This window comes from Hymenobacter fastidiosus (genome assembly GCF_039539565.1).
GTDB lineage: Bacteria > Bacteroidota > Bacteroidia > Cytophagales > Hymenobacteraceae > Hymenobacter > Hymenobacter fastidiosus.
Genome location: NZ_BAABDJ010000033.1, coordinates 23,447 through 46,626 on the forward strand (window position 1 = coordinate 23,447; position 23,180 = coordinate 46,626).

General features: G+C 59.3%; 17 protein-coding genes and 1 tRNA gene. 7 read left to right on the top strand and 11 right to left on the bottom strand.

What is annotated here, in order from left to right; all coding sequences use genetic code 11:
- Positions 1-196 precede the first annotated feature (196 nt).
- Complete coding sequence (locus ABD833_RS13535; RefSeq protein WP_345073688.1) at positions 197-1,435, top strand: site-specific integrase; 1,239 nt, start codon at positions 197-199, stop codon at positions 1,433-1,435.
- Positions 1,436-1,476: 41 nt separating this feature from the next.
- Here ABD833_RS13535 and ABD833_RS13540 read toward each other — a convergent pair whose 3' ends face one another.
- From ABD833_RS13540 to ABD833_RS13580, 9 genes are all read right to left on the bottom strand, one after another.
- A complete protein-coding gene (locus tag ABD833_RS13540) occupies positions 1,477-2,349 on the bottom strand; it encodes an IS3 family transposase (protein ID WP_345073689.1) in 873 nt (290 codons plus the stop codon).
- Positions 2,343-2,630 carry a transposase gene (locus ABD833_RS13545; RefSeq protein WP_345073691.1) on the bottom strand — a complete coding sequence of 96 codons (288 nt, stop codon included), beginning with the start codon at positions 2,628-2,630 and terminating at the stop codon, positions 2,343-2,345. The genes ABD833_RS13540 and ABD833_RS13545 overlap by 7 nt, the downstream gene beginning before the upstream one ends.
- 1,138 nt (positions 2,631-3,768) lie before the next feature.
- Entirely contained in the window at positions 3,769-4,104 is a 336-nt protein-coding gene (locus tag ABD833_RS13550) for a hypothetical protein (RefSeq protein WP_345073692.1), read from the bottom strand.
- Between the two features lie 854 nt (positions 4,105-4,958).
- A complete protein-coding gene (locus ABD833_RS13555) occupies positions 4,959-5,594 on the bottom strand; it encodes a hypothetical protein (protein ID WP_345073694.1) in 636 nt (211 codons plus the stop codon).
- A 231-nt stretch (positions 5,595-5,825) separates the two neighbouring features.
- A complete protein-coding gene (locus ABD833_RS13560) occupies positions 5,826-6,989 on the bottom strand; it encodes a VapE domain-containing protein (protein WP_345073695.1) in 1,164 nt (387 codons plus the stop codon).
- 56 nt (positions 6,990-7,045) lie between these two features.
- Positions 7,046-7,432 carry a hypothetical protein gene (locus tag ABD833_RS13565; protein ID WP_345073697.1) on the bottom strand — a complete coding sequence of 129 codons (387 nt, stop codon included), beginning with the start codon at positions 7,430-7,432 and terminating at the stop codon, positions 7,046-7,048.
- Positions 7,419-7,715 (bottom strand): helix-turn-helix domain-containing protein, encoded by a 297-nt coding sequence (locus ABD833_RS13570; RefSeq protein ID WP_345073698.1) that lies wholly within the window; start codon positions 7,713-7,715, stop codon positions 7,419-7,421. The genes ABD833_RS13565 and ABD833_RS13570 overlap by 14 nt, the downstream gene beginning before the upstream one ends.
- Before the next feature lie 140 nt (positions 7,716-7,855).
- The gene (locus tag ABD833_RS13575; RefSeq protein WP_345073700.1) at positions 7,856-8,665 is read right to left on the bottom strand and encodes a hypothetical protein; all 810 of its coding nucleotides are present in this window, start codon (positions 8,663-8,665) and stop codon (positions 7,856-7,858) included.
- Between the two features lie 212 nt (positions 8,666-8,877).
- Positions 8,878-8,953, bottom strand: a tRNA-Lys gene (locus ABD833_RS13580).
- A 158-nt stretch (positions 8,954-9,111) separates the two neighbouring features.
- Between ABD833_RS13580 and ABD833_RS13585 the strand changes: the two genes are divergently transcribed.
- Positions 9,112-9,744, top strand: coding sequence for an SH3 domain-containing protein (locus ABD833_RS13585; protein WP_345073702.1), 633 nt, complete (start codon positions 9,112-9,114; stop codon positions 9,742-9,744).
- 134 nt (positions 9,745-9,878) lie between these two features.
- Here the strand turns inward: ABD833_RS13585 and ABD833_RS13590 are convergent, their stop codons facing one another.
- A complete protein-coding gene (locus ABD833_RS13590) occupies positions 9,879-10,682 on the bottom strand; it encodes an SDR family oxidoreductase (protein WP_345073704.1) in 804 nt (267 codons plus the stop codon).
- Between the two features lie 193 nt (positions 10,683-10,875).
- Here ABD833_RS13590 and ABD833_RS13595 point away from each other — a divergent pair, with 193 nt between their 5' ends.
- From ABD833_RS13595 to ABD833_RS13615, 5 genes are all read left to right on the top strand, one after another.
- Entirely contained in the window at positions 10,876-13,098 is a 2,223-nt protein-coding gene (locus ABD833_RS13595) for a GEVED domain-containing protein (RefSeq protein WP_345073706.1), read from the top strand.
- Between the two features lie 75 nt (positions 13,099-13,173).
- Complete coding sequence (locus ABD833_RS13600; RefSeq protein ID WP_345073708.1) at positions 13,174-19,329, top strand: T9SS type B sorting domain-containing protein; 6,156 nt, start codon at positions 13,174-13,176, stop codon at positions 19,327-19,329.
- Positions 19,330-19,605: 276 nt separating this feature from the next.
- Positions 19,606-21,015, top strand: coding sequence for a 23S rRNA (uracil(1939)-C(5))-methyltransferase RlmD (gene rlmD / locus ABD833_RS13605; RefSeq protein WP_345073709.1), 1,410 nt, complete (start codon positions 19,606-19,608; stop codon positions 21,013-21,015).
- A gap of 146 nt (positions 21,016-21,161) precedes the next feature.
- Complete coding sequence (locus tag ABD833_RS13610) at positions 21,162-21,431, top strand: GIY-YIG nuclease family protein (protein WP_345073711.1); 270 nt, start codon at positions 21,162-21,164, stop codon at positions 21,429-21,431.
- 69 nt (positions 21,432-21,500) lie between these two features.
- Positions 21,501-21,875, top strand: coding sequence for a hypothetical protein (locus ABD833_RS13615; RefSeq protein WP_345073712.1), 375 nt, complete (start codon positions 21,501-21,503; stop codon positions 21,873-21,875).
- A gap of 177 nt (positions 21,876-22,052) precedes the next feature.
- Here ABD833_RS13615 and thiL read toward each other — a convergent pair whose 3' ends face one another.
- A complete protein-coding gene (gene thiL / locus ABD833_RS13620; protein ID WP_345073713.1) occupies positions 22,053-23,081 on the bottom strand; it encodes a thiamine-phosphate kinase in 1,029 nt (342 codons plus the stop codon).
- Positions 23,082-23,180: the final 99 nt, after the last annotated feature.

Below are 23,180 nucleotides of genomic sequence, written 5' to 3' on the forward strand. Positions count from 1 at the left end.
ATCACACCGCATTACGTTGACTTATCAATAAAATACCCTCATACAGGCTTCAGCACACTATAATTAGAATCGTTTTATCAGAACTTACCTGCCTATTTTATATTTTACGGCCCCACTTGCGGCCCCACTCAAAACTTTACCTACCTTTGGTTAGCCCAGCGAAAAGCACAATTGTCCTTCTCTTTATCATATATATATGGCCTCTACCAAACTGGTTATCCGCAGTGACCGGAAGAACTTCGGCAAGACGACGATCTACGTCCAATACACGCATAGGAGCGCGAAGAAGAAGTTTAGCACTGGCTTTAGTATTGAACCTGAACGCTGGAATAGCGAAGCGGGCAAACCGATAGGCAACACCAAGGAAATACAGGATTTCTACACTAGGCTGCTAGTCGTCAAAGGGCGTATTGACCAAATTGTCCAAGCGGCTATTCTCGCTGGGGAGGATCCCTGCTTTGCCCTTGTAGAGGAGCGACTGAAAAAACTCCCTACTTCTGCTGCTCAGACAACCGACTTGACAAGGCCGGAACCGGCCAACAAGAAAGACTTCCTCCAATTGTTCGCGGAATACATTGACGCTACCAGTGCTTCCAAAGCGCATGGAACAGTCAAACATTACAAGAGCACGCTAAATCATCTCAAAGCATACGCAGCGGCGCGAAGCCTCAAACTGACTTTACCCCAGCTGGACACTAACTTTTACCACGATTGGGTAAAGTTTCTGACCAAGGAGCTTGCACTAACTAATGGCACCGCTAACAACCAGATCAAGCGAGTCAAAGTGGTTATGAGCTATGCCGTTGACAAGGGACTGACAGACAATATGGCTTTCCGGAAATTCAAGCTCTTAAAGCATACGGAAGCGGATATTACGTATTTAACCCAAAATGAACTGCAAACGCTTTTTGAGGCCGACTTGTCCACTGAGCCACGGCTGGCCAAAGTGCGAGACCTATTCGTCTTAGGGTGCACCACTGGCCTTCGCCATTCCGACTTCAGCAACATCCACCCCGAGAGCGTTGAGAACGATCAACTCGTATTGCGTACCGTCAAAACCGGAGACTGGCTCCGAGTGGATTTAAACCAATACTCCCGCACCATCTTGGAACGTTACCCTACTGGATTACCGAAGTTGTCCCAGCAGAAGCTTAATGAGTATGTGAAAGAACTCGGCCAGCTCTGCGGCATCGATAAATCCACGCTTGTAGTACACTACCAGGGTAGCAAACGGGTTGAGAAGCGAGTACCGAAATACACTCTACTGTCGTCTCATACCGGCCGGCGTACGTTTGTAACCCAAAGTTTGGAGCGCGGTATGGCGATAGAGGTAGTCCAGAAGTTCACAACACATAAAGATATCAAAACCTTGATGCGTTACGCTAAGGTTGCTGATGAGCAAAAGAAGTTGCAGATGGGGAAAGCATGGGGGTAATTTAAGGGCCTGATTGTACTACTCCCCAAAAACTGGACAGTTTAGGAGGCGGTTGTTAAGCAAATGGATGGGTGGTGGAAGGTAGGTGTTTTGGCGAAGACTTGGGCGGGCGTTTGGCCCTTCAGGCCCTGGTGGGGACGCTGGTGGTTGTAGTAGGTGAAGTAGGCCTGGAGCTGCTCGTAGAGGTGGCGGCCATCGGTGGCCGGGTTGAGGTAGACGCATTCCCACTTGACCGAGCGCCAGAGCCGCTCGATGAACGCATTATCGGTGGCCCGGCCGCGCCCGTCGCGGCTGATCAGGCAGCCGGCCGCCAGCAAGGCCTGCTCGAAGAGCTGACTGGTGAACTGGCTGCCCTGGTCGGAATTGAAGATGTAGGGAGCCGGCTGGAGCGCTAACGCCGCGCCCAGCGCCGTTAAACAGAAGCCCACGTCGAGCGTGTTGCTCAGCTCCCAACTCAGCACGTAGCGCGAGTGCCAGTCAAGCACGGCCACCAGATACAGGAACCCTTTAGCCATGGGAATGTAGGTAATGTCGGTGCTCCACACCTCGTTAGGGGCGCTCAGCACTCGTTCGCGCAACAGATACGGATAGCGCGTAACGCCCTGTCCGGGCACACTCAGGCGGGGTTTAGGATAGACCGGCTCCTGGCCCATGAGCCGCACGAGGCGGCGCACCCGTTTTTCGTTGACCTGGTGGCCCAGCAGGCGCAGGTGGTCGCGCAAACCGAGTACGCCCTTGAAGTTGTGGCGCGTAAACTCCTCATCGAGCAAGCGCATCAGCGTCAGGTTCAGGTCTGTTTCGCCCCGCGGCTGGTAGTAATAGCTGCTGCGGGCCAGGCCCAGGGCCTGGCAGCGGGCCTGCACCGTGCCCTCGTCACTGGCCTGCACCAAGGCGCGTTGTTGAGCGACTACCATGTGGGCAGCGTTTTTTTTAGCAGCTGGTTTTCCATTTCTAGCCGACCGATGGCGGCATATAAGGGCTCGACGTCGGGTGGGGCCGGCGCGCTGGCCACGGCGTCGGTGAACACGTGCACCGCCTGCTGGCGCAAATGCAGCTTCCAGCGACTAATCTGGGGCACTGACAACTGGTAGCGGGCAGCTAGTTCGGCCAGCGGCTGCCGCTCCGTCAGGGCGGCTAGGGCCACCTCCGCCTTAAACTCGGCAGTGAAGCGGCGACGGGTACGTTTTGGGTTCATGGCGTTGACTAAGATAGCCACCACAAACTGTCCAAACTTTGGGGAGTACTACAGTAATAGTATAGTAGTTAGTGTTTTCATGGCCGCTAAGATAAAAATTTACCCACCCCAATACTTTTTACTGCTCCAATTTTGGGGCTGTTACAATCAGCCAGAGCTAGTAGCAATCATTTCACTGGAAAATTAGATTTATCGATCAGGGTACAGTACTATTGCATAAGTATCTAATTTAGATAAAACTTAACTAGAGATGGGAAACATATTGATCTTCGTTGCATGGATTTACGCAATTGGCAGCCAGATATCTGCTATGTACTTCTGGTATTTGTGGTCACAGAGTCATGGTTTTATCAGCACATTGTTCATTGGCCCAATTGTAGGAGAACTCAAAGGCATTTTTTGGCCCTTCTTTCTGTAAAAACAATATATACAGTAAGTTACACAACGATGCACCAATTTTTAGGCGGGCTTTAGGTGGTAGCCGCAATGCTTGTAGTAATCCCCAAAGTTTGGACACATTAGGCGGACTACCTTAGCCAACGTTATCAACCCCAAATGCACCCGTCGCCGCTTCACTGCCAAGTTTAAGGCAGAGGTGGCCTTAACCGCCCTGAGTGAGCGGCGGCCGCTAGCTGAACTGGCCGCCCCGTTCATCTTTTATTCCGACCAGGGCAGCCACTTTACCAGCCAACTTTTTGAGCAGGCCCTGCTGAGGGCAGGCTGCCGCATCAGCCGAGATAGGCGCAGCCGGGCGACTGGTAATGCGTTTATCGAGCAGCTCTGGCGCTCCGTCAAGTAGGAATGCGTGTACCTCAACCCGGCCCCCTCTACGAACAGCTTCAGGCTTACATCACCCATTACACCCACCAGCGTCCCCACCAAGGCCTAAAGGGCCAAACACCCGCTCAAATCTTCGCCCCAAAACACACCTTCAACCCGCAACCCACTTGCTTAATAAGCACCTCCCAATCTGTCCAGATTTTGGGGAGTAATACAAGCGTAAATCAGAGCAAACAGGCACATAAGTTGATTAACTTTGTAGCTGCCAACAAGTTTGTAGTTGCCATCTCTGCCTACGGCAAAAGCCCCGTGGCCTCAGTTGAGGCGCGGGGCTTTTTGTGGGTCACGAAAAATAAACCTAATGAGGCGGTTCCCCAAATCTTAGCGAATCAATAGTTAATTGATAGGTATATCCATCTTCATCTACCCCTTGCATCTCCTTTTCTCCTATTCTAGTGACCTTAACTTCAGACTCTATCCCTCTTTCGTCCATAAAAGTACCAGAGCCAGTTAAAGCCCCTGTTGAATCCATAGTCACGTCCCCCGTGACTTTTAATCTACGGGAATTTTCTCCTCTTACCGAATAGTCCCACTCCTTCCATGCATCTGGATTGCGTTCTATATAGTTTCTGGAGTCACAACTATTAAGGATGCAAACACTTAGGATTGCTAGTAGCACAGCCTTTACTCTCATGATTAATCAATCTATATTGTGTGCCGCAACTTAAGGTGTTTGTCCAAAAAAGCAATCATCGAATATCAAAAAGCCCTTCACTCTTATAGCGGTTTCGTGAACGGTGCATCCAATTTTTGGCAGTAACCTACTGTTAAACAGTAGCTTAAGAGTTAAAAAGTGCGCGCCAGTTGCGAAACCGCTATATAATGCTCTGCCACATCACCAGAACTTCCATCGGCCTAGGCAATGGCTAGGGCATGGCCTTTGAGCACCACGCTCTACTCCCGGTCGACGCTGAGGTGGTGTGTCTTCAGGTGAGGTGCCTCCTCAATGACATAGTTAATGGTATGAGTACTGCGCTGAACGCTGGACCTGAGTAGCTTTTACGCAGCACTTCCACCAGCTTCTTAGCTTTTTGTCGGGCGTTAGCTGGTTCCATCCCGTCTTTAAGTAAGCGTCGGATCTTGTTTCCCATATCCTTCTTTACTTCGCCTTTCTCGCGCCAGCCGATGATTTTCAGCTCCCCGGCCCCACCAATTCAAAAAGCTGCACCGTGACCTGAGCCGCATCAGCAAAGATGGTCTTTAATAGAGTCGAGCACGGCAATCTGCCCCTCGGTGAAGAATCCCTTGGCATGGCCTGCCTGGTTTTCGTTGTGCACTTCCTCAGCCAGTCCAGGACTGCTAAAAGAAATCACTGATTACTCCTGCTTTTGGCAGCGAGAGGCCACAAACAAAAAAGGCTCCTTGGTCAGTTACCAAGGAGCCTTCAGCAGAAATGGTTATAACTGTATCGAGACGTTACGAGCGGTTACAAGCGTTACGAAAAGAGCGAATACGCAGTGCCATAGCCTTACGCAACGACTAAGCAGGCTACGCTTGCAACCGGTCGCGGAGCTGCTTCCGCCACTTTTTCGACAAGTCATAACACTCTTTATACCCCGTGAAGAAAGTAGCCTTTGCCTGAGCATCGCGCAGCACCCGTGCCGCCTCCCACAAATCATTCAGGCGCTGACGGGCCGCGCTCTCCGTCTGAGCCAGATGCGGATGCTGCTTGTAATCTTCCCGCGCATCTACGACAAGATCCAAAAGTTGCTGCAACTGCTTCACCGGCAGGCGCAGGCCTTCATACTGCAAAAACGGTTCTATTCCCTCCACATAGTACTCGTGTACCTCCCGGCAGCGTGTTTCTTCATTGTGCCGCTTTTGCTCGGTTGCTTTTGCGGCCTCTTCTGCCTGATAACGTGCCAGGTATTCGTTGGCAGGCTTTCCGCACGTAGTGACTGGCTCGTACGCGGTGGCGGCCGGAGGTTCCGGCTGCTGCCACGGCAGCAGTGGGTACGCTGTCTTTGCGAGCGCAGGAGTGCTCAGGTCTTCAAAATCTATGTCCAGCGCGTCCTGGCGCTGCCGATGGGCGCGTACACGGCAGGCGACGCTGCAAAAAGTTTTATCCATACGCCCGGCAATTGGCTCACCGCAGCTGGTGCATTCTTTTTCAAAGGAATTCATATAAGCAAGAGTTACAAAGTAGAGGTGGTCAGAGGCGGTCAAGCCCCTGATGTGGGATTTGCTCCTTTCTTCCCGTGCCACCCGTGCCACGCCCCTTATCGGCCCTCCAGCCGGTTTGTGGCATGGGATGTCACGTGACGGCCTAGCACGGCTACCCTGCCCAAACCCCACGGCGGGGCACGTGAGCGGGTGGCACGGGTGGCACGAGAAGAAATAGAAACATGTACCGGCTTAGGTCGTGCTAGCGGTGGGACGAGCCCACTCCGCTTGCAGCAGTTCGCGTACCCAATAGCCGCCGACTCGATGGTTATCACCAATGCGCCGCGTCTTGCGGGGCATTCCCAGACGGGTCAAGGCTTCGCCCACCGCTTTATCCCGCAGATTACGCGTCGTCGAGCCCACCTGTAGGCGCTCCTTAATCTCGGCCAAGGTCAGGAACATATCACCCGACTCGAAATGCGCTGCCACCAGATCATATTCCGGCGTATCGTGCTGGAACTGCTGGTTGCGCTCGTGCACCGTCTGCAACTCCACTTCGCCAAACCAGTACGGATACTCGGTCTTCCAGAGCTGGTACGCTTCGCGCCATACGGCATCGATCTCCACCTGCCGGGCAGCATGAATGTCGATGGCCTCCACCTCGAAGGGCAGAAACCGCCGCGAACCGGTCGGATCGGTGAGAAAGTCCGCTCCGTTAACGCTGCCCATAAACGAGGCCCGCCGGGGCAGTTCGGCAATGATGCGCCCATAAGGACGACGAATCTTCACTGAAGGCTGGGTAATGAGCGTCTTAAGCGAGTTTTCGTCCTGCTTGTTGAGCGTGCGCAACTGATCGTCAATGTTGATGAACAAGTATTCCGCCAGTAGCAGTTGCGTATCCTTGCTCTCCACGTGCACTTTGCCCGTGAACAGGTACTGCTTGGCCAGCGCTGGTGGGCAGAGTAACTCCAACCACGTCGTTTTGAACTGGCCCTGACCGCCCGTCAGCACCAGGCACGTGTGATTCTGGCACCCATCGGGTGTCAATGCATTAGCCACGACCGCCACCATCCATTTGGTCAGAAATAGCTGAAAGACGTTCGGATCGGCCACCGTGACGGTCGCTGCCAGCTGGGCCAGGTACCCCGTGGCTGGGGGCATCAGGTCCAACCCGGTGAAGTACTCAACCAAGGGGTTTACCCGGGGCGTAAAGTCCGAAGCCAGCAACCGGTACAAGGCATCGGTGCCCAATGGGCACTGCTGGTGGATTAGCTCCCGATACAGGCTATTCAGCTGGTAGTCGTCCAGGGATTCGTAGGGAATGGCGCTGCCCGCCGGGCGCCATTCTACTACTTCCTTCACGACATTGAACCGTACCTCGTAGTGCTCGCGCAGGTAGGTTTCGGTGGCTTGCAACTTATGATTGCCATCGGCTCCTTTTGCCGGTGGTATCGCTGAAGAAGAGGACGACTTCATATAATCGGCTCCTCTAGTGCGGGCATCGGGCTAGTGATATAGCCATACTGAGGATGTTCTTTCTCCGTTGCACACGGCTTAAAGAACATAACCTGCATCCCGGCAAGCGATGGGTCCGACGTCAGCAGACGGTCCATTTCATTTTCCACTGCCAACCAGAGCTTAGGATCTTGTTGGGCAGTTTCTACTACGCTCGCTGGTATCGACTCTTGCAGTTCCTTAAGCTGAAGATAAATCCAACGCAGCCCCTTCCGGAGCGTAGTTTGTCGCTCTTTTGCCTGAACGGTGACCGCACTAGCGGTTTTTTCGCTTGTCCAAGCATCGACTTGCTGGCTGAGGCGGAATACAACGAGGAGCAAGGCTTCGATTTTAGCGAGCATCATGCTTTCCTGTTTTCTGTTTAGCGGCATCCAAATACGCAGCTAGGTCGCTACGCTTGTAGAGTACGCGCTTATCGGACGAATTATAGGCTGCGATGCGCCCTGCACCGCGCAGCTTGTTCAGCGTGGGCTTGGAGAGATGCAGAAAGTCTAGCGCCTGCTTCGTGGTGAGGTATTCAGCCTCCGCAGCCGCTGGCAGCGTCTGGCGCAGCATCTGCAGCATCAGCGCAAAACGGGTATCGAGTTCATCCTGGAATTGGTCCAGGGCTAAGGTTACAATTTTCATGAGTAAGAAAGAAGAAGGTTGAAACGGCTCCTGCAGGAAGCTGTCACAATGTTCTTCATTCCTTACCGCGACTACTTGTGATTATTTGGGGCGATTTTCAAATAGTTTACTACACTGATCCTAAAACAGCGTTAACAGGCTCATTTTAAGTGCATCAGATCTTCCTCAACCAACTTCGCCAGATCCTGTTTCCCTGAGGCCAGAAAGAACTGCTGAGCCTGGGCCATATATTTTTCGTTCAGCACCCGGTTGTTTTCCTGATTTGGCGCTTCGGTCAAGTAGTGTACCAGTGGGGCAATGCTATTGGCCGTACGCGCCAGCAAACCAGCCAGAAAATGTACTAGTTCGTCGCTGTACTTCAGAGTCCCAGGCCACACCCCACCGCGATGCATGTAATACACCACCACGAGTTGAGAATACGTATTTAAGCTCTGGGACTGGCTTTTTCCTTTGCGGGCAGCAATCGGGTTTTGCACGTGCCCTCTTTGCAGCCGTATCCAGTCGAGTAGCAATCGTCCATTCTCCCCCTGCCAGAGTGCTTCTAGGTCGACTTTACCGCCTAACAGGACTTGAGCCCTAGCTACAATGCTCTCTTCTAAATAATCCAGAAAGGCTTCTGCAGTATTGTCACGAGTATAACGGCCATAGTGCTCGTCTAGGAGCGCTACCCGATCTTCCACCGTATAGGCCGGGTTGAAAAAACGGTGTAGAAACTCTTCATCATACACAGCCTCTTCTTTAACTAACTTCTGCTTTCCCGCATCGCTTACCCAGACTCGCAAGGAGAGAGTAACATTATTTTTTGGCAGAATATTCTTTGGAAGAACCACATACTCTCCTGCCTCGGGAATGTAATCTCCTTCCCGGATAACCATTTTACGACCACTATAGTCGTAAATGCGGCAAGATCGGTCAATGTGCAGGAATTTATGGATACGGTGATTAGGCATGGTACTGAGCGTAAAGGGGAAAATGCAACTGACTGATGGGTATTATACAGCCCAGATTCAGCCTTTACACGCATTTTACCGGTTTGGTTTACCGTATTTGCCACAAGCTGCCACGGAGGCAATGATTTTGTGAGCAATAGCAAACCAAGTACGGTCCCACTCACGGCCCCAGTAACAAAAAAACCGCCATTGCAGCCTGCAATGGCGGTTTTTGGTGATCCCGCTGGGATTCGAACCCAGGACCCGTACATTAAAAGTGTACTGCTCTACCAGCTGAGCTACAGAATCATTTACTTGCGTACAGGAATCGTGCTCCTTTATTGCGGATGCAAAAGTAGCCGCGTACGCTTAAACCACCAAATGTTTTGCCGAAATACTCCCTCTTTTTTTGCTTATCCTTTCTGCTGCTAACTCAAAAAGTTGGCAGTCAAAATATTAGCCCGGCCGTGCGCCAGGGCGATTCCTTGTTTACCCGGGGTGCTTACGAGGCTTCGTATCCTTTCTACCGGCAGGCCCTCCGGCAGGGTGAGCAGGTTTCCGGGCGGCTGCTCCTGCGCATGGCCTTCGTGCAGGAAGGCCTGGGGCACTACCCGGCCGCCTTGTACTACCTGGGGCTGGCACACACGCGCCAGCCCCGACAGGCCACTTGGCGCAAAATCACTGAGCTGGCGCAAAATCACCGCCTCACTGGCTACTCCAGTTCCTGGCGCCAGGGGCTGATTATTACCTTCCGGCGTCATTATTACCAGGGGCTGCAGCTGCTCCTGATCGGAGCGGTAGTGGGGGCAATGCTACTGGTGGTCCGGCGCCGGCTGGGCCGGCAGTGGGCCCTCCCCTACAGCGTGTACCTGGGGCTGGTGGGGAGCTATCTGAACCTGCTGCAGCCGGGCCAGGCAGGTATGGTGGCCCGCTCCCACGCCCCGCTGATGGCTGGCCCCAGCGCCGGGGCCGCCTGGCTTACCACCGCCACCGCCGGCGACCGGCTGGTAGTCCGGGGACGGCAGGATATCTGGTATCGGGTGCAATGGCGGGGCCGGGTCGCCTATATCCGCCGCCACGACCTGCTGCTGGTCCAGTAGTCTCTCCGCGGTGGCCTGATATTGTCGGCGCTGACGTTTTTGATTCGGCAATGCCTGACTGCCTGACGGCCTGGCAGCCGGCTCCGCTAAGCATCAATCGGTTAACCTGCCTTCATTCTGTAGCCAACCGCGGGCTACACCGGGGAGCCTTCCTCCTTGCGAAAATGGTTGAGCACCAGCCGGTCCGTCAGGCCGGGCAGCCACTTGTTCAGAAAGACGGTAAGCTTCCCCTGGCCCGTGAGCACCAGGTCGCGGCGGCGCCGGCGCACGGCCTGCAGCAAGTGGTGCGCTACCGCTTCGCTGCTCATCATCTGTCCTTCGTTACGGGGCGACTCACCCTGGGCGGAGCCGTCGGCCGCCAGCGCCGTCTGGCGAATATTAGAGGCCGTAAACCCGGGGCAGGCCACCAGTACGTGCACCCCCTGCGGCAGCAGCTCGGTGCGCAGCGCCTCCAGGAAACCCTGCATGGCAAACTTGGAAGCCGAATAGCCCGTGCGCCCCGGTAGTCCGCGGTAGCCGGCGATGCTGGAAATACCCACGACCGACCCCTTCGTCGCCACAATATGCGGTAGCGCAAACTTGGTGGCGTACACGGTGCCGAAGAAGTTGGTCTGCATCAGCTGCCGGATTACGTCGAGGTCCGCATCCTGAAACAGGGCCCGCATCGAGATGCCCGCGTTGTTGATCAGCACGTCCAGCCGGCCAAAGGCCGCCACCGCTTCGGCTACGGCCCGTTGCGAATCTTCCTCCCGGCCCACGTCGGCCCGCACGGCGAGGTGCGCAATGCCCAGGCGGCTCAGCTCCTGCGCCGTGTCGGCCAGCCGGGCCTCGTCGCGGCCGGTAACGACGATCTGGGCCCCGGCCTGGCCGAAGACCACGGCACAGGCCCGGCCAATACCGGACGTGCCGCCGGTGATGAGAACGACTTTTCCCTTCATAATAACTGCGATTCACGTGAGCCAACCACGAGGGCCGTAGTCAGGCCGGCAAAACTACAGCTTTTGCCGACGCTGAACGCGGCGGCCCCGGCCCCAAATTAAAGCCCGGGTAAAGCAGTCCGGCTACGGCACGAACAGGATTTAGTCGCTACATTTAGAGACAAAATCCATCTTCGCCAGCAGCTCTTTCTTTATGGTGCCACTTCTACCTTTTGGGGGCAAGCCGTCAGTATTTTACCGTGTTTCCCTCCTGGCTTTGCTGGTGCTGACCAGCGCCGGGGCGCGGGCACAATGTCCGGTCGCGGCCAACTGCACCCCGGGGGCCGCCTCCAATCCGGGGGCCGTCAGCATTGGCATGGGCATTCTGAACGTGAAGCTCAACACGATTGACAACACGACGGCGGGCGTAATCGACGGTTACCGGGACTACTCCTGCACCGGCGGCACCACGCTCCTGGTCGGGGTCGACTATCCGGTCAGTATCCGCACCAATGCCAATGCGGACGAGAACGTGCGGGTCTGGCTGGACCTCAACAACGACGGCGCCTTCAATGCCACTACGGAGCTGGTCTTCTCGTCCGACTCGAAACGCCTGCACACCGGCATTATCCGGCTGCCCCTCTCGGCCCCGCTGAACGCCCGGCTGCGACTGCGGGTAGCGGCCGACTATTTCGGCTCGCCGGTGCCGGGACCCTGCACCACGCCGCAGTTTTCGCAGACCGAAGACTACGCCATTACGGCGCTGGCTAACGCGGCCCCGCCCGCGGCGGAATTCGTGGCCGATCAGCCCCTGACCTGCTCGGGCTGCGTGCAGTTCAGGGATCAGAGCCAGAACGCGCCCACCTCCTGGCGCTGGACCTTCGGCGACGGCACTACCAGCACCCAGCAAAACCCCAATCACTGCTATGCTACGGCGGGCACCTACACCGTAGCCCTGACGGCTACCAACACGGCGGGCAGCACCACCCGCACCCGCCCCAACTACATCACCTACAACAACATCATACCCCTGGCGGCCAGCTGCGCGCCGGCCACGCTGGCCCAGTGCTGCGGCTACGGCATCACCCGGTTCACGCTGGGTCCGCTCAGCCAGGCGTCGGCCGTCGGCAGCTACGAAGATTTCAGCTGCACCGCCCGGGTTGAGCTCACGGAAGGCAATCAGTATCCGATCAGCCTGACCACGGGCACGGCCAATGCCCAGGATACGCGGGTGTGGCTGGACCTCAACAACGACGGGGTGTTCAGCCCGGCGGAGCTGCTCTACCAGGCCCTGAACCGTACCAGCCCCAGCGGCACCCTCAGCATTCCCGCCGGGGCGGTTAAGGATAAGCCGTTGCGGCTGCGGGTGCTGTCGGATTTCGTGGGGGGAGCCAGCCAGCCCTGTGCCAGTCCTCAGCTCGGGCAGGTAGAAGACTACACCGTGACGGTACGCACCAGTACAAGTCCGCCCGTAGCGGGCTTTACCTCCGACTACGTTCCTGGTACCTGCGTGAACCCCGTGCAGTTCACGGATCAGAGCCAGAACGCACCCACCTCCTGGCGCTGGACCTTCGGCGACGGCACCACCAGCACCCAGCAAAACCCGGCGCACCTATACGCCGCCTCCGGCATCTACACCGTCGCCCTGACAGCTACCAACGCTTTCGGCAGCGCTACCAGCACCCGCCCGAACTATCTGACCGTGACCGTGCCCTGCCTCCAGTATTGTGCCTCTAACGGGCTCAATTCGAACGTGTGGCTGACCAATGTAGCCGTTACCGGCACGACGGTGAATTTCGCCAACGCCTCGGGGGCAGACCCCGGCGGCTACGGCAACTACCTGGGCAGCACCATTCTGTTGCAGCCCAACGCCTCGTACACGCTGACCACTACGGCCAACCAGAATTTCCAACGGCTGACCTCGGTGTGGATTGACCTGAACCGGGACGGTGTTTTCGCCGCCACCGAGCTGCTGGCCAACCTGAGCTCACTTCTCACCTCCAGCGCGACCATCACTATTCCGAACCGGGCCAACGTGGTGGGCTTTACCCGCATGCGCGTGGTGACGCGGCTGAACAACAACCAGCCCAACGCCTGCGTGCAGAACCAGCCCAACTCCGAAACGGAAGACTACTCGGTGCGCATCGATTTCAACACGGCTACCACGGCGGCCCGCCACCTGCCCACGCTGAGTATTTTCCCCAACCCCACCCCGGACGGCCCCGTGCAGCTGCGGCTGCCCGAGGCTGCCGCGGCGGGCGCTTATGCCGTGACGGTGCACAACGTGCTGGGCGCGGAACTTATCAGCACCACGCTCCGCCTCGGCCCAACCCACGCGGCCACGCTGGATCTGACGGCCCTGCCCCGGGGCCTGTACGTGCTGCGCCTGCGCGGGGCCGATGGCCAGCTAGCCGTACGGCGCGTGGAGCGGCAGTAAGCCGCGGCCCCCGCTCCTGCATTCCTTTTCCGCCGAAAGCTTCCCGCTTTTTCTCTCCTCTTCTGCCTGAATTCTATGCACCCATTTTTACAGCGTAGCCTGCTGCTTATCCTGCTCCTCCTGGGGCTGCGGACAGTGCCCGCCGCCGCGTCGCACCTGCTGGGCGGCGAAATCAGCTACAGCTATCTGAACGCCAATGGTCCCGGGGCCACGCCTTACCGCTACCGCGTCACGGTGCTGGTCTACGTGAATGCCGGCAGTGATTCTCAGGTACCTGATGGCCGGCCTTTCATCGACGTCGCGTTCTACAACAAAACCACCGGGGCCCGCCTGCAGACGGTCTCGTTTCAGCGGACTTCCAACCCCATCATCACCCCGCCGCAGCCCGGCGGCTGCAGCACGCCCGGCAACCCCGTCTCGGTGCGGCTGGTGCGCTACGAAACCGTGGTGAACCTGCCGCTGGCCTTCGAGGGCTACTACGCCGTGTATACCGACGGCACCCGCAACGCCGGCATTCTGAACCTGGCCCAGTCCGCTTCGTGGAGCCAGCTGATTTACGTGGAAATGGCCCCCCCCCTGCTGCCCAACTCTTCGCCCACGTTCTCCGATACGGCCGTGGTGGTGGTCTGCCAGGGCGATACCAGCATTATCGTCAACAATGCCGTGGATGCCGACGGCGACCGGCTGATCTACTCCTTCAGCCGCCCTTATGGGGTGCAGAATCCGCAGATTCCGCCCCAGTTGCCGGGCACCTTCACTCCGCCTCCCACGGCCGTGGCCTACGCTAATGGCTACAGCCAGACGGCGCCCTTCGGGACCGGCCCGGGCCGGTATGCTTTTCTGAACGCCAGCAATGGCCTGAGCGCCTACGCTACGGCGCTGCTGGGCTCCTACGTAGTGGCGGTGGAGGTAAAGGAGTACCGCACTATCAATGGTAATGAGGTACTGATTGGCTCCACCCGCCGGGAGATTCAGCTCGTGTCCCGAACCTGCGTCCCGAACAAGCCGCCGCAGTTTACGGCGGCCACCCTGGCCACCCGTCTCTACACGGTGGAGGAAGGCCAGACCGTGAGCTTCAACCTGGGTGCCACCGATCCTGACGGCAACCCCATCAACCTGAAAGTAAACAGCGTGCTGCTCGACGGCAGTGGGCCGTTCAACGCGACCTTCGCCGGCAACCAGGGCACCGTTCAATCGGGTAATCCAACCGGTACGGTTACCATCAACGGGACGGGCGGCAGCGTAAACGGGCAGTTCATCTTCAACTCCAGCTGCGGCACGGCCCGCAGCACGCCCTACGACTTGGTAGTGACGGCAACGGACGTGACCTGCGGCGCGAAAAGCGTTGCCGATATTTTGCAGATCCAGGTGACCAAAGCCGCCGGCCCCACCAGCCTGGCCGGCCCGGCCGTCATCTGCGACCGGACGCCAACGTACGCCTACACCGCCACCGGACCCGCTGCCACCAGCTACCGCTGGACGGTGCAGGGCGGCGTAATTCAGGGGGCTAACTCCACCCTTACAGTACAAGTGCGCTGGACTACGACGGGGGCCGGACGCATCACGGTCAAAGGCGTCTCAGCCCTGGGCTGCCTGTCCGACTCCGTTTCGCGGACCGTGGACGTGCGGCCCGTCAGCGGCCTGGCCGTAACGCCTACCAGTGCCACCATCTGCGAAGGGACCAGCACCACGCTCACGGCCAGCGGCGCGCAGAGCTACGCCTGGACCGGCGGGGGCCAGACCTTCACCGGGGCTACCATCACCGTTTCGCCCACGCAGACGACTACTTACACGGTGACGTCCACCGACGGCACGTGTACCACTACCCGGCAGGTGACGGTGGTCGTGAACCCGCGGGCGGTAGCCCAGGCCGGTACTGATAAAGCCCTCTGCTCGGGCGAAACCACCCAGTTGGGTTCCGCGGCCCTGGCCGGCTACTCCTACTCCTGGAGCCCGGCTACCGGCCTGAGCAATCCGACCGTGGCCAACCCCGTTTTCGTGCAGACTAATACTACAACGGCTCCCCAGCAGTTCACCTACACGGTTACGGCTACCACGGCCCAGGGCTGCGTGGCCACCGACGAGGTGACGGTAATTCTGAACCAGGCCGTGGTGGCCCAGGCCGGCCCGGATCAGGTCTTCTGCTCGGGCGGCACTGCTTCTTTGGGCATCCCCAACTCGGCCGTGGCCGGCGTTACTTACCTCTGGACGCCGGCCGCGGGCCTGAGTGACCCCACTGCCGCCGCCACCACCGTTACCCTCACCAACCCGGGTACCACGCCCATCGTCACCGCCTACATCCTGCGCGCTACTACCGCCCAGGGCTGCACGGCCACCTCCCCGGTGCGCGTGACGGTAAACCCGGCCGCCGTAGTCAATGCCGGCAACGACCGGGCCGTATGTTCCGGCACGGCCACGCAGCTGGGTACTTCAGTAACGCCGGGCTATGCCTATTCGTGGAGCCCGGCCACCAACCTGAGCAGCGCCACGACGGGTAGTCCGGTATTTTCCGCGCTGAACCTTACCCCAAACCCCATCACGACCACCTACACGGTGACGGCTACCACGCCCGAAGGCTGCACGGCCACCGACGTAGTGAACGTGACGGTAAACCCGGCCGCCGTGGCCGTAGCCGGTACCGACCGGGCTATCTGCTCGGGCGAAACCACCACGCTGGGTTCCGCGGCCCTGACCGGCTACTCCTACTCCTGGAGCCCGGCCACCGGCCTGAGCAGTGCCACGGTAGCCAACCCGACCTTCACGCTGACCAACACCGGCACCACGCCCCAGATCTATACCTTCATCGTTACTGCCACTACGGCGCAGAATTGCCCGGCCACCTCAACCGTGCGGGTAACGGTAAATCCGGCCGCCGTGGCCGTAGCCGGTACCGACCGGGCTATCTGCTCGGGCGAAACCACCCAGCTCGGTTCCGCGGCCCTGGCCGGCTACTCCTACTCCTGGAGCCCCAGCCCGGGCCTGAGCAGCACGACGGCAGCCAACCCGACCTTCTCGCTGACCAATACCGGCACCACGCCCCAGATCTATACCTTCATCGTTACTGCCACTACGGCCCAGGGCTGCACGGCTACGTCCACGGTGCGCATTACCGTAAATCCGGCGGCGGTAGCCGATGCCGGTACCGACGGAGTGTTCTGCTCCGGCGGCACGGCCAGCCTGGGCAATGCGGCCAGCGCCGTAGCCGGCAGCACCTACCTCTGGAGTCCGGCCACGGGCCTGAGCAACCCGAATATCCTCAATCCGACCGTCACGCTGACCAATACCGGCACCACGCCCCTCGTCGTCAACTACACGTTGCGCGTGACGACCAGCCTGGGCTGCCCGGCCACCTCGACCGTGCGCGTAACCGTTAATCCGGCGTCAATTGCCGTAGCCGGTACTGATCGGGCCATTTGCTCGGGTGAAACCACCACGCTGGGTTCCGCATCATTAGCCGGCTACTCCTACTCCTGGAGCCCGGCCACCGGCCTGAGCAGTGCCACGGTAGCCAACCCCACGTTCTCGCTAACCAACACCGGTACCACGCCCCAGCGGTATACGTTCGTCGTCACCGCTACCACGGCCGAAGGCTGCCCGGCTACCTCAACCGTGCGTATCACGGTGAATCCAGCCGCCGTGGCCATAGCCGGTACCGACCGGGCCATCTGCTCGGGCGAAACCACCACGCTGGGTTCCGCATCATTAGCCGGCTACTCCTACTCCTGGAGCCCGGCCACCGGCCTGAGCAGTGCCGCGGTAGCCAACCCCACGTTCTCACTAACCAACACCGGCACCACGCCCCAGCGGTATACGTTCGTCGTCACCGCTACCACCGCTGAAGGCTGCACGGCTACCTCCACGGTACGCATCACGGTGAATCCGGCGTCAATTGCCGTAGCGGGTGCTGACCGGGCCATTTGCTCGGGCGAAACCACCACGCTGGGTTCCGCATCATTAGCCGGCTACTCCTACTCCTGGAGCCCGGCCACCGGCCTGAGCAGTGCCGCGGTAGCCAACCCCACGTTCTCGCTGACCAACACCGGCACCACGCCCCAGCGGTATACGTTCGTCGTCACGGCTACCACCGCTGAAGGCTGCCCGGCTACCTCAACCGTGCGTATCACGGTGAATCCAGCCGCCGTAGCCAACGCGGGTACGGACGCGGCCTTGTGCGCCGGTGGCACAACTACGCTGGGCACTACGGCCCTGGCGGGCTACACGTATTCGTGGAGCCCGGCTACCAGCCTGAGCAGCAGCACGACGGCCAGCCCGGTAGTTACCGCGCTGAATCTGACTCAGGCGCCCATCACGACCATCTACACCGTGACGGCTACCACGGCCCAGGGCTGCGTCAGCACCGACGAAGTCAGCGTGACGGTAAACCCGACGCCACTAACGGACAACATTCAGGGAACCCAGTCGGTGTGCCCGACCGTGCAGGGCGTAGCCTATTCCATCAAGGACCCGCGCAGCCCTGCTTACCGCTGGACGGTAGTCGGGGGCACTATTGCCAGCGGCCAGGGTACGCCGACCATTACGGTGAACTGGAACGGCGCCAACGCCAATGCCAGGGTGCAGGCTTATGCCGAGAATGCGACGCTGTGTCAGTCGGCCCCCGTGTCTCTGCCGGTGCGCATCAACCAGCTGCTGCAAACCGCCCGGCCCACCGGCCCGACGGGCATCTGCCAGGCCGACGGCCCCTACACCTACCAGACGGTGCTGACGGCCGGCTCGTCCTACGCCTGGAACGTAATTGGCGGCACCCAGGTAGCCAGCAGCGCCAACACCGTGACGGTGCAGTGGACCCGGCCCGGCATCGGCAAGATTGCCGTGTTTGAAACTACCGCCCCCAGCGGGGGCCGCTGCATCAGCCAGACCCCGCTCGACACGCTCTACGTGAACGTGCTGCCGTCGCCGTCGGCCAGCCTGGCTATTGCCGGGCCGAACCGGGCCTGCGTGAATGCCGGCAGCCTCAGCTTCTCCCTGCCCGGCCTGACCAATTCGACCTACGCCTACACCCTGAACGGTACGGCCATTGCCGGCACCACCGGCACCGTGACGCTGCCGACGCCCGCCGCGCCGGGCACCTACACCCTGACGGCGGTGGAGAAAAACGCCAGTCTCTGCTCCGGGCCGGTATATTCCACCCAGTTCACGGTAGTGCCGGCATTGGCTGTGAGCGGCCCGGCCAGCTACTGTCCCGAAACCCGCACCGGCCTCACCTACACCGTAGGAGCCACGGCGGCGGCGTTGCCGAATGCCAACTACCAGTGGTCGGTAACGGGCGGCACCGTTGTGAGCGGCCAGGGAACGGGCACGATTACGCTTGATTTTCCGGCCGGTACCGCCGCCGCCACCCTGCGGGTAAGCGACGTAAACAGCGCCGGTTGCGCCGCCACCTTCACCATCAGCCCCGACAACGCCAGCGTAGCCCTGCAGGTGGCCTCCGTGGCACCCGGCGACCGGAGCGTGACGCTCCAGCTGAACGTGCCCAACAATACGGGCAACGGCAACCGGGTCCGGATCCTGCGGCGTGATGCCGGCACCGGCACTTTCGTCGGGGTGGGCACGGTGGCCAACACCGCTACCTCCTTCACCGATACGAGCGTGGATGCCGATGCCCGGGCCTACGACTACCGCTTGGAGCTGCAAAACAGCTGCGGCACCGTGCTGCAAACCCAGGACCACACCACCATCCGGGCCGTGGCTACGGCCACCGAAGGGCAGGCGGGCCGGGATGAAGGCAAGGTGAAGGCGACCTGGAATGCCTACCGCGGCTTCGAGGTGAAGGAATACCGCATCTTCCGCACCGCCGACAACGGCACTTCCCAGCTGGTGAAAACGGTACCGGGCACGGAGCTGCAAACCGAATTTGCCAGCGGCACCGCCGGCTTCGACCAGTGCCTGCGGGTGGTGGCCGTGAGCAGCGCCAATGCCAGCCTCACGGCGGCCTCCAACGATGCCTGCGTGAACTTCGCCAACGACCTGGTTTTCTACAACGTCATCACCCCGAACGGCGACGGCCTCAACGACAAATTTGAAATCAAGAACGTGGGGCTGTATGCCGGCAACTCGCTCACCATCCTCAACCGCTGGGGCAAGGAAGTGTACGCCACCTCGAACTACGGCAACACCTGGACCGGCGACGAGCAAAGCGCGGGCGTGTACTACTACCTCCTCAAGCTGCCCAACGGCAAGTCGTACAAAGGCTGGTTTGAGATTGTAAAGTAGACCACGGATTGCGGACCACGGATTCCTCCGGATTTTTCGGATTGGTCGGATTTTGTGGACGGCCTGGACGTCAGCATTTCCACTTTTAGCAACTACCAAAGCAAAAGGCCGCCCGTAGGGGTGGCCTTTTGCTTTGAAGCAATCGTCCACAAAATCCGATTAATCCGAAAAATCCGGACGAATCCGTGGTCCAAAATCCGACTAATCCGAAAAATCCGGGCGAATCCGTGGTCCAAAATCCGGCGGAATCCGTGGTTCAGGCTTACCTTTGCCGTCGTGAGGAAATCCGTTAAAAACATTCCCGCGGAGCTGCTCCGCGAAGTCGAAATTACCGACATGGTAGCCGAGGGCAAGTGCCTGGTGCGCCGCGACAACCTGGTCATCTTCGTAACCGGGGCCGCCCCCGGCGACGTGGTGGACCTGCGGGTGACCAAGGCCAAGAAGAACTTCCTGGAGGCCGTGCCTACGCACTTCCACAAGTTCTCCGACCTGCGGGTGGAGCCGTTCTGTCAGCACTTCGGCACCTGCGGGGGCTGCAAGTGGCAGCACCTGGGCTACGACACCCAGCTGAAGTTCAAGCAGCAGCAGGTGCAGGACAGCCTGGAGCGCATCGGCAAGGTGGCCCTGCCCGAAATCGAGCCGATTCAGCACTCCCCCACCCGCACCTACTACCGCAACAAGCTCGAATATACCTTCAGCCACAACGGCTGGCTGACCAACGAGCAGATTCAGGCCGGGGAGGAAATCGAGCGGCGGGTGCTGGGCTTCCACACCCCGAACCGGTTCGACAAGATCATCGACGTGCAGCACTGCTGGCTGCAGCCCGAGCCCAGCAACGAAATCCGGCTGGCCGTGCGCAACTACGCCCACGAGCACGAGCTGCCCTTCAACAACCTCGTTACCCAGGAAGGCTTCCTGCGCAACCTCATCATCCGGACCGCCAACACCGGCGACCTGATGGTGATCCTGCAGTGCTACTACGCCCACGACGCGCTGATTCCGCTGCTGGATTTTCTGCAGGCGAAGTTCCCGCAAATCACCTCGTTGAACTACGTGCTCAACAACAAGGGCAACGAAACCTTCCACGACCTGGACGTGGTGTGCTATAAAGGCGAGCCCTACATCCACGAGGAAATGGAAGGCCTGCGCTTCCGCGTGGGGCCCAAGTCGTTCTACCAGACCAACTCCGAGGGTGCCTACAACCTCTATAAGCTGACCCGCGACTTCGCCGGCCTCACCGGCACCGAGCTGGTCTACGACCTCTATACCGGGGCCGGCACCATTGCCAACTTCGTGGCCCGGCAGGCCCGGCACGTGGTCGGCGTGGAGTACGTGGAGTCGGCCGTACAGGATGCTTACCTGAACTCGGAAATCAACAACGTCACCAACACCGAGTTCTACGCCGGCGACATGAAGGACGTGCTCAACGCCGAGTTCATCCAGAAGCACGGCCGCCCCGACGTAGTCATCACCGACCCGCCCCGCGCCGGTATGCACCCCGACGTAGTAGCCCGCCTGCTCGAAATGCGCGCCCCGCGCATCGTCTACGTCAGCTGCAACCCCGCCACGCAAGCGCGGGATCTGGAGATGCTCGACGAGGCCTACAAAGTAACCCGCGTGCGGCCGGTGGATATGTTCCCGCACACGCATCACGTGGAGAATGTGGTGCTGCTGGAGCTGAAGTAGGATGCGCCTGTCATCCTGAGCTTGCGAAGGACCTTATCACGTCAGAACGAGTCGTCGGCTACGCTAACTCAGACGTGATAAGGTCCTTCGCAAGCTCAGGATGACAATAACTTCATTCAGAAACCTGCTCGTCTATGCCCTAGTACGTGTACATCACCACCAACCCGGCCAAGGCGGTCTTGTACATCGGTATCACCAATAGCCTGGCTGACCGAATGGCCCAGCACTACGCCAACCGGGGCACTGCCCAAACCTTCGCCGGCCGCTACTTCTGCTATAACCTCGTGTACTTCGAGGAATATACTGACAGCAAAGCCGCCATTGCCCGCGAGAAAGAGTTAAAGGGCTGGACGCGGGCGAAAAAGGAAGCGTTGATTGCCACCGATAATCCTGAATGGACGTTTTTGCAGCCCTGACGGCTCCCAACCTGATAAGGTCCTTCGCAAGCTCAGGATGACAGGTTAACCAATAACACAAGCACTACCATGGACTACGCCAACGACCCCGAGCTGAACGGCAAATATCTCGGCACCATCACCAAGGACTTCGCCGCCGTGTCCGATACCATCATGGAAGCCTCGTCCCAGGTGCGGAAGATGGACATCTCTAAGTATCCGATTTTCGTGTTTGCCCGTCAGGAAGTGCCGCTGGGCAGCCTGCTGGTGAATGCCGACGACGCGGGGCTGGAGTGGCACGTATTTGCTTCCTTCCTGGAGCTGTTCGTGCAGCAGGGCATCATCGGGGCCGAGGGCATCGAGGCCTTCCAGCACACCTACAAGGACCCCAACGAGTTCTGCTGCCTGTTCGTGCTCGACGAGGAGTTCACCAACTTCGTCTTCGTACCCTACCCGGAGGACTGAACCACGGATTCGTCCGGATTTTTCGGATTAATCGGATTTTGTGGACGATTATCGTCATGAGAAAGGCCACCCCGCTGGGGTGGCCTTTCTCATTGTTCTTCGTCACGGATGGAAATACTGACGTTCGCGCCGTCCACAAAATCCGACCAATCCGAAAAATCCGGACGAATCCGTGGTCTAGAAATGCTGCCAGCCCTGGGCCTGGAGGGGAATGGCCTGCCCGGCTTTGGTGACCAGGTTCACCCCGTCGCTCTTCTCGGTGATGTGGCCGATGATGGTGATGTCGGGGTGGTTTTTGATTTTGTCGTGGTCGGTGAGGGGCAGCGTGAAGAGCAGCTCGTAGTCTTCGCCGCCGTTGAGCATGCACATGATGGGGTCGAGGTTGAACTCGGCGGCCACCTCCAGCGTGGGGTTGGCGGCGGGCAGGTTCTCGGAGAATACCCGCGCCCCGGTGCCCGACTGCTGGCAGATGTGCAGCACTTCGGAAGCCAGGCCGTCGGAAATGTCAATCATGCTGGTGGGCTGCACGCCCAGGTCGCGCAGCTCGTGGATGATGTCCATGCGGGCTTCGGGGCGCAGCTGGCGCTGGAGCACGTAGGGGTATTTTTCCAGCTCGGGCTGCATGTCCGGGTCGGCCGACCAGGCGGCTTTTTCGCGCTCCAGCACCTGCAAGCCCAGGAAAGCGCCACCCAGGTCGCCGGTTACGCAGAGCAGGTCGTTGGGCTGGGCTCCGCTGCGGCGCACGGCCTGCCCCGTCGGTACCTGGCCCAGCACGGTGATGCTGATGGTGAGCCCGCCGCGGCTGGCGGTGGTGTCGCCGCCCACCAGGTCGACGTGGTAGTTTTCGCAGGCCACGCGCATGCCGTCGTACAGCTCCTCCACAGCCTCCACCGAGTAGCGGCTGCCGAGGGCAATGCCGACCACAATCTGGGTGGGCACGGCATTCATGGCGGCCACGTCCGATACGTTCACGGCCACGGCCTTGTAGCCCACGTGCTTGAGCGGGCAGAAGGTGAGGTCGAAGTGGACGCCTTCAATCAGCAGGTCGGTGCTGATGACCAGGTCCTGCCCGGCCGGCGGCGCCAGAATGGCCGCGTCGTCGCCGATGCCGAGGATGGTGCTGGGCTGGCGCAGGGTTACGGTTTGCTGAATCCGGCGGATCAGCCCGAACTCGCCGATAGTTTCCAAAGGGGTGATGTCACTCATGGCGCAAAAGTACGAGGAACCGGCTGATGTGCCCGCGGCCCAATGGGCCCAACAACAAAAACGCCCGGTCAGCGGACCGGGCGTTTGCAGACGCGGCAG

Bases quoted from the DNA above. Each gene is read 5' to 3' on its own strand.
- ABD833_RS13545 (WP_345073691.1), bottom strand. From the start codon at position 2,630: ATGAACCCAAAACGTACCCGTCGCCGCTTCACTGCCGAGTTTAAGGCG.
- ABD833_RS13555 (WP_345073694.1), bottom strand. From the start codon at position 5,594: ATGAATTCCTTTGAAAAAGAATGCACCAGCTGCGGTGAGCCAATTGCC.
- ABD833_RS13570 (WP_345073698.1), bottom strand. From the start codon at position 7,715: ATGAAAATTGTAACCTTAGCCCTGGACCAATTCCAGGATGAACTCGAT.
- thiL (WP_345073713.1), bottom strand. From the start codon at position 23,081: ATGAGTGACATCACCCCTTTGGAAACTATCGGCGAGTTCGGGCTGATC.
- ABD833_RS13550 (WP_345073692.1), bottom strand. From the start codon at position 4,104: ATGAGAGTAAAGGCTGTGCTACTAGCAATCCTAAGTGTTTGCATCCTT.
- ABD833_RS13540 (WP_345073689.1), bottom strand. From the start codon at position 2,349: ATGGTAGTCGCTCAACAACGCGCCTTGGTGCAGGCCAGTGACGAGGGC.
- ABD833_RS13575 (WP_345073700.1), bottom strand. From the start codon at position 8,665: ATGCCTAATCACCGTATCCATAAATTCCTGCACATTGACCGATCTTGC.
- ABD833_RS13595 (WP_345073706.1), top strand. From the start codon at position 10,876: ATGGTGCCACTTCTACCTTTTGGGGGCAAGCCGTCAGTATTTTACCGT.
- ABD833_RS13615 (WP_345073712.1), top strand. From the start codon at position 21,501: ATGGACTACGCCAACGACCCCGAGCTGAACGGCAAATATCTCGGCACC.
- ABD833_RS13535 (WP_345073688.1), top strand. From the start codon at position 197: ATGGCCTCTACCAAACTGGTTATCCGCAGTGACCGGAAGAACTTCGGC.
- ABD833_RS13600 (WP_345073708.1), top strand. From the start codon at position 13,174: ATGCACCCATTTTTACAGCGTAGCCTGCTGCTTATCCTGCTCCTCCTG.
- ABD833_RS13565 (WP_345073697.1), bottom strand. From the start codon at position 7,432: ATGATGCTCGCTAAAATCGAAGCCTTGCTCCTCGTTGTATTCCGCCTC.
- ABD833_RS13590 (WP_345073704.1), bottom strand. From the start codon at position 10,682: ATGAAGGGAAAAGTCGTTCTCATCACCGGCGGCACGTCCGGTATTGGC.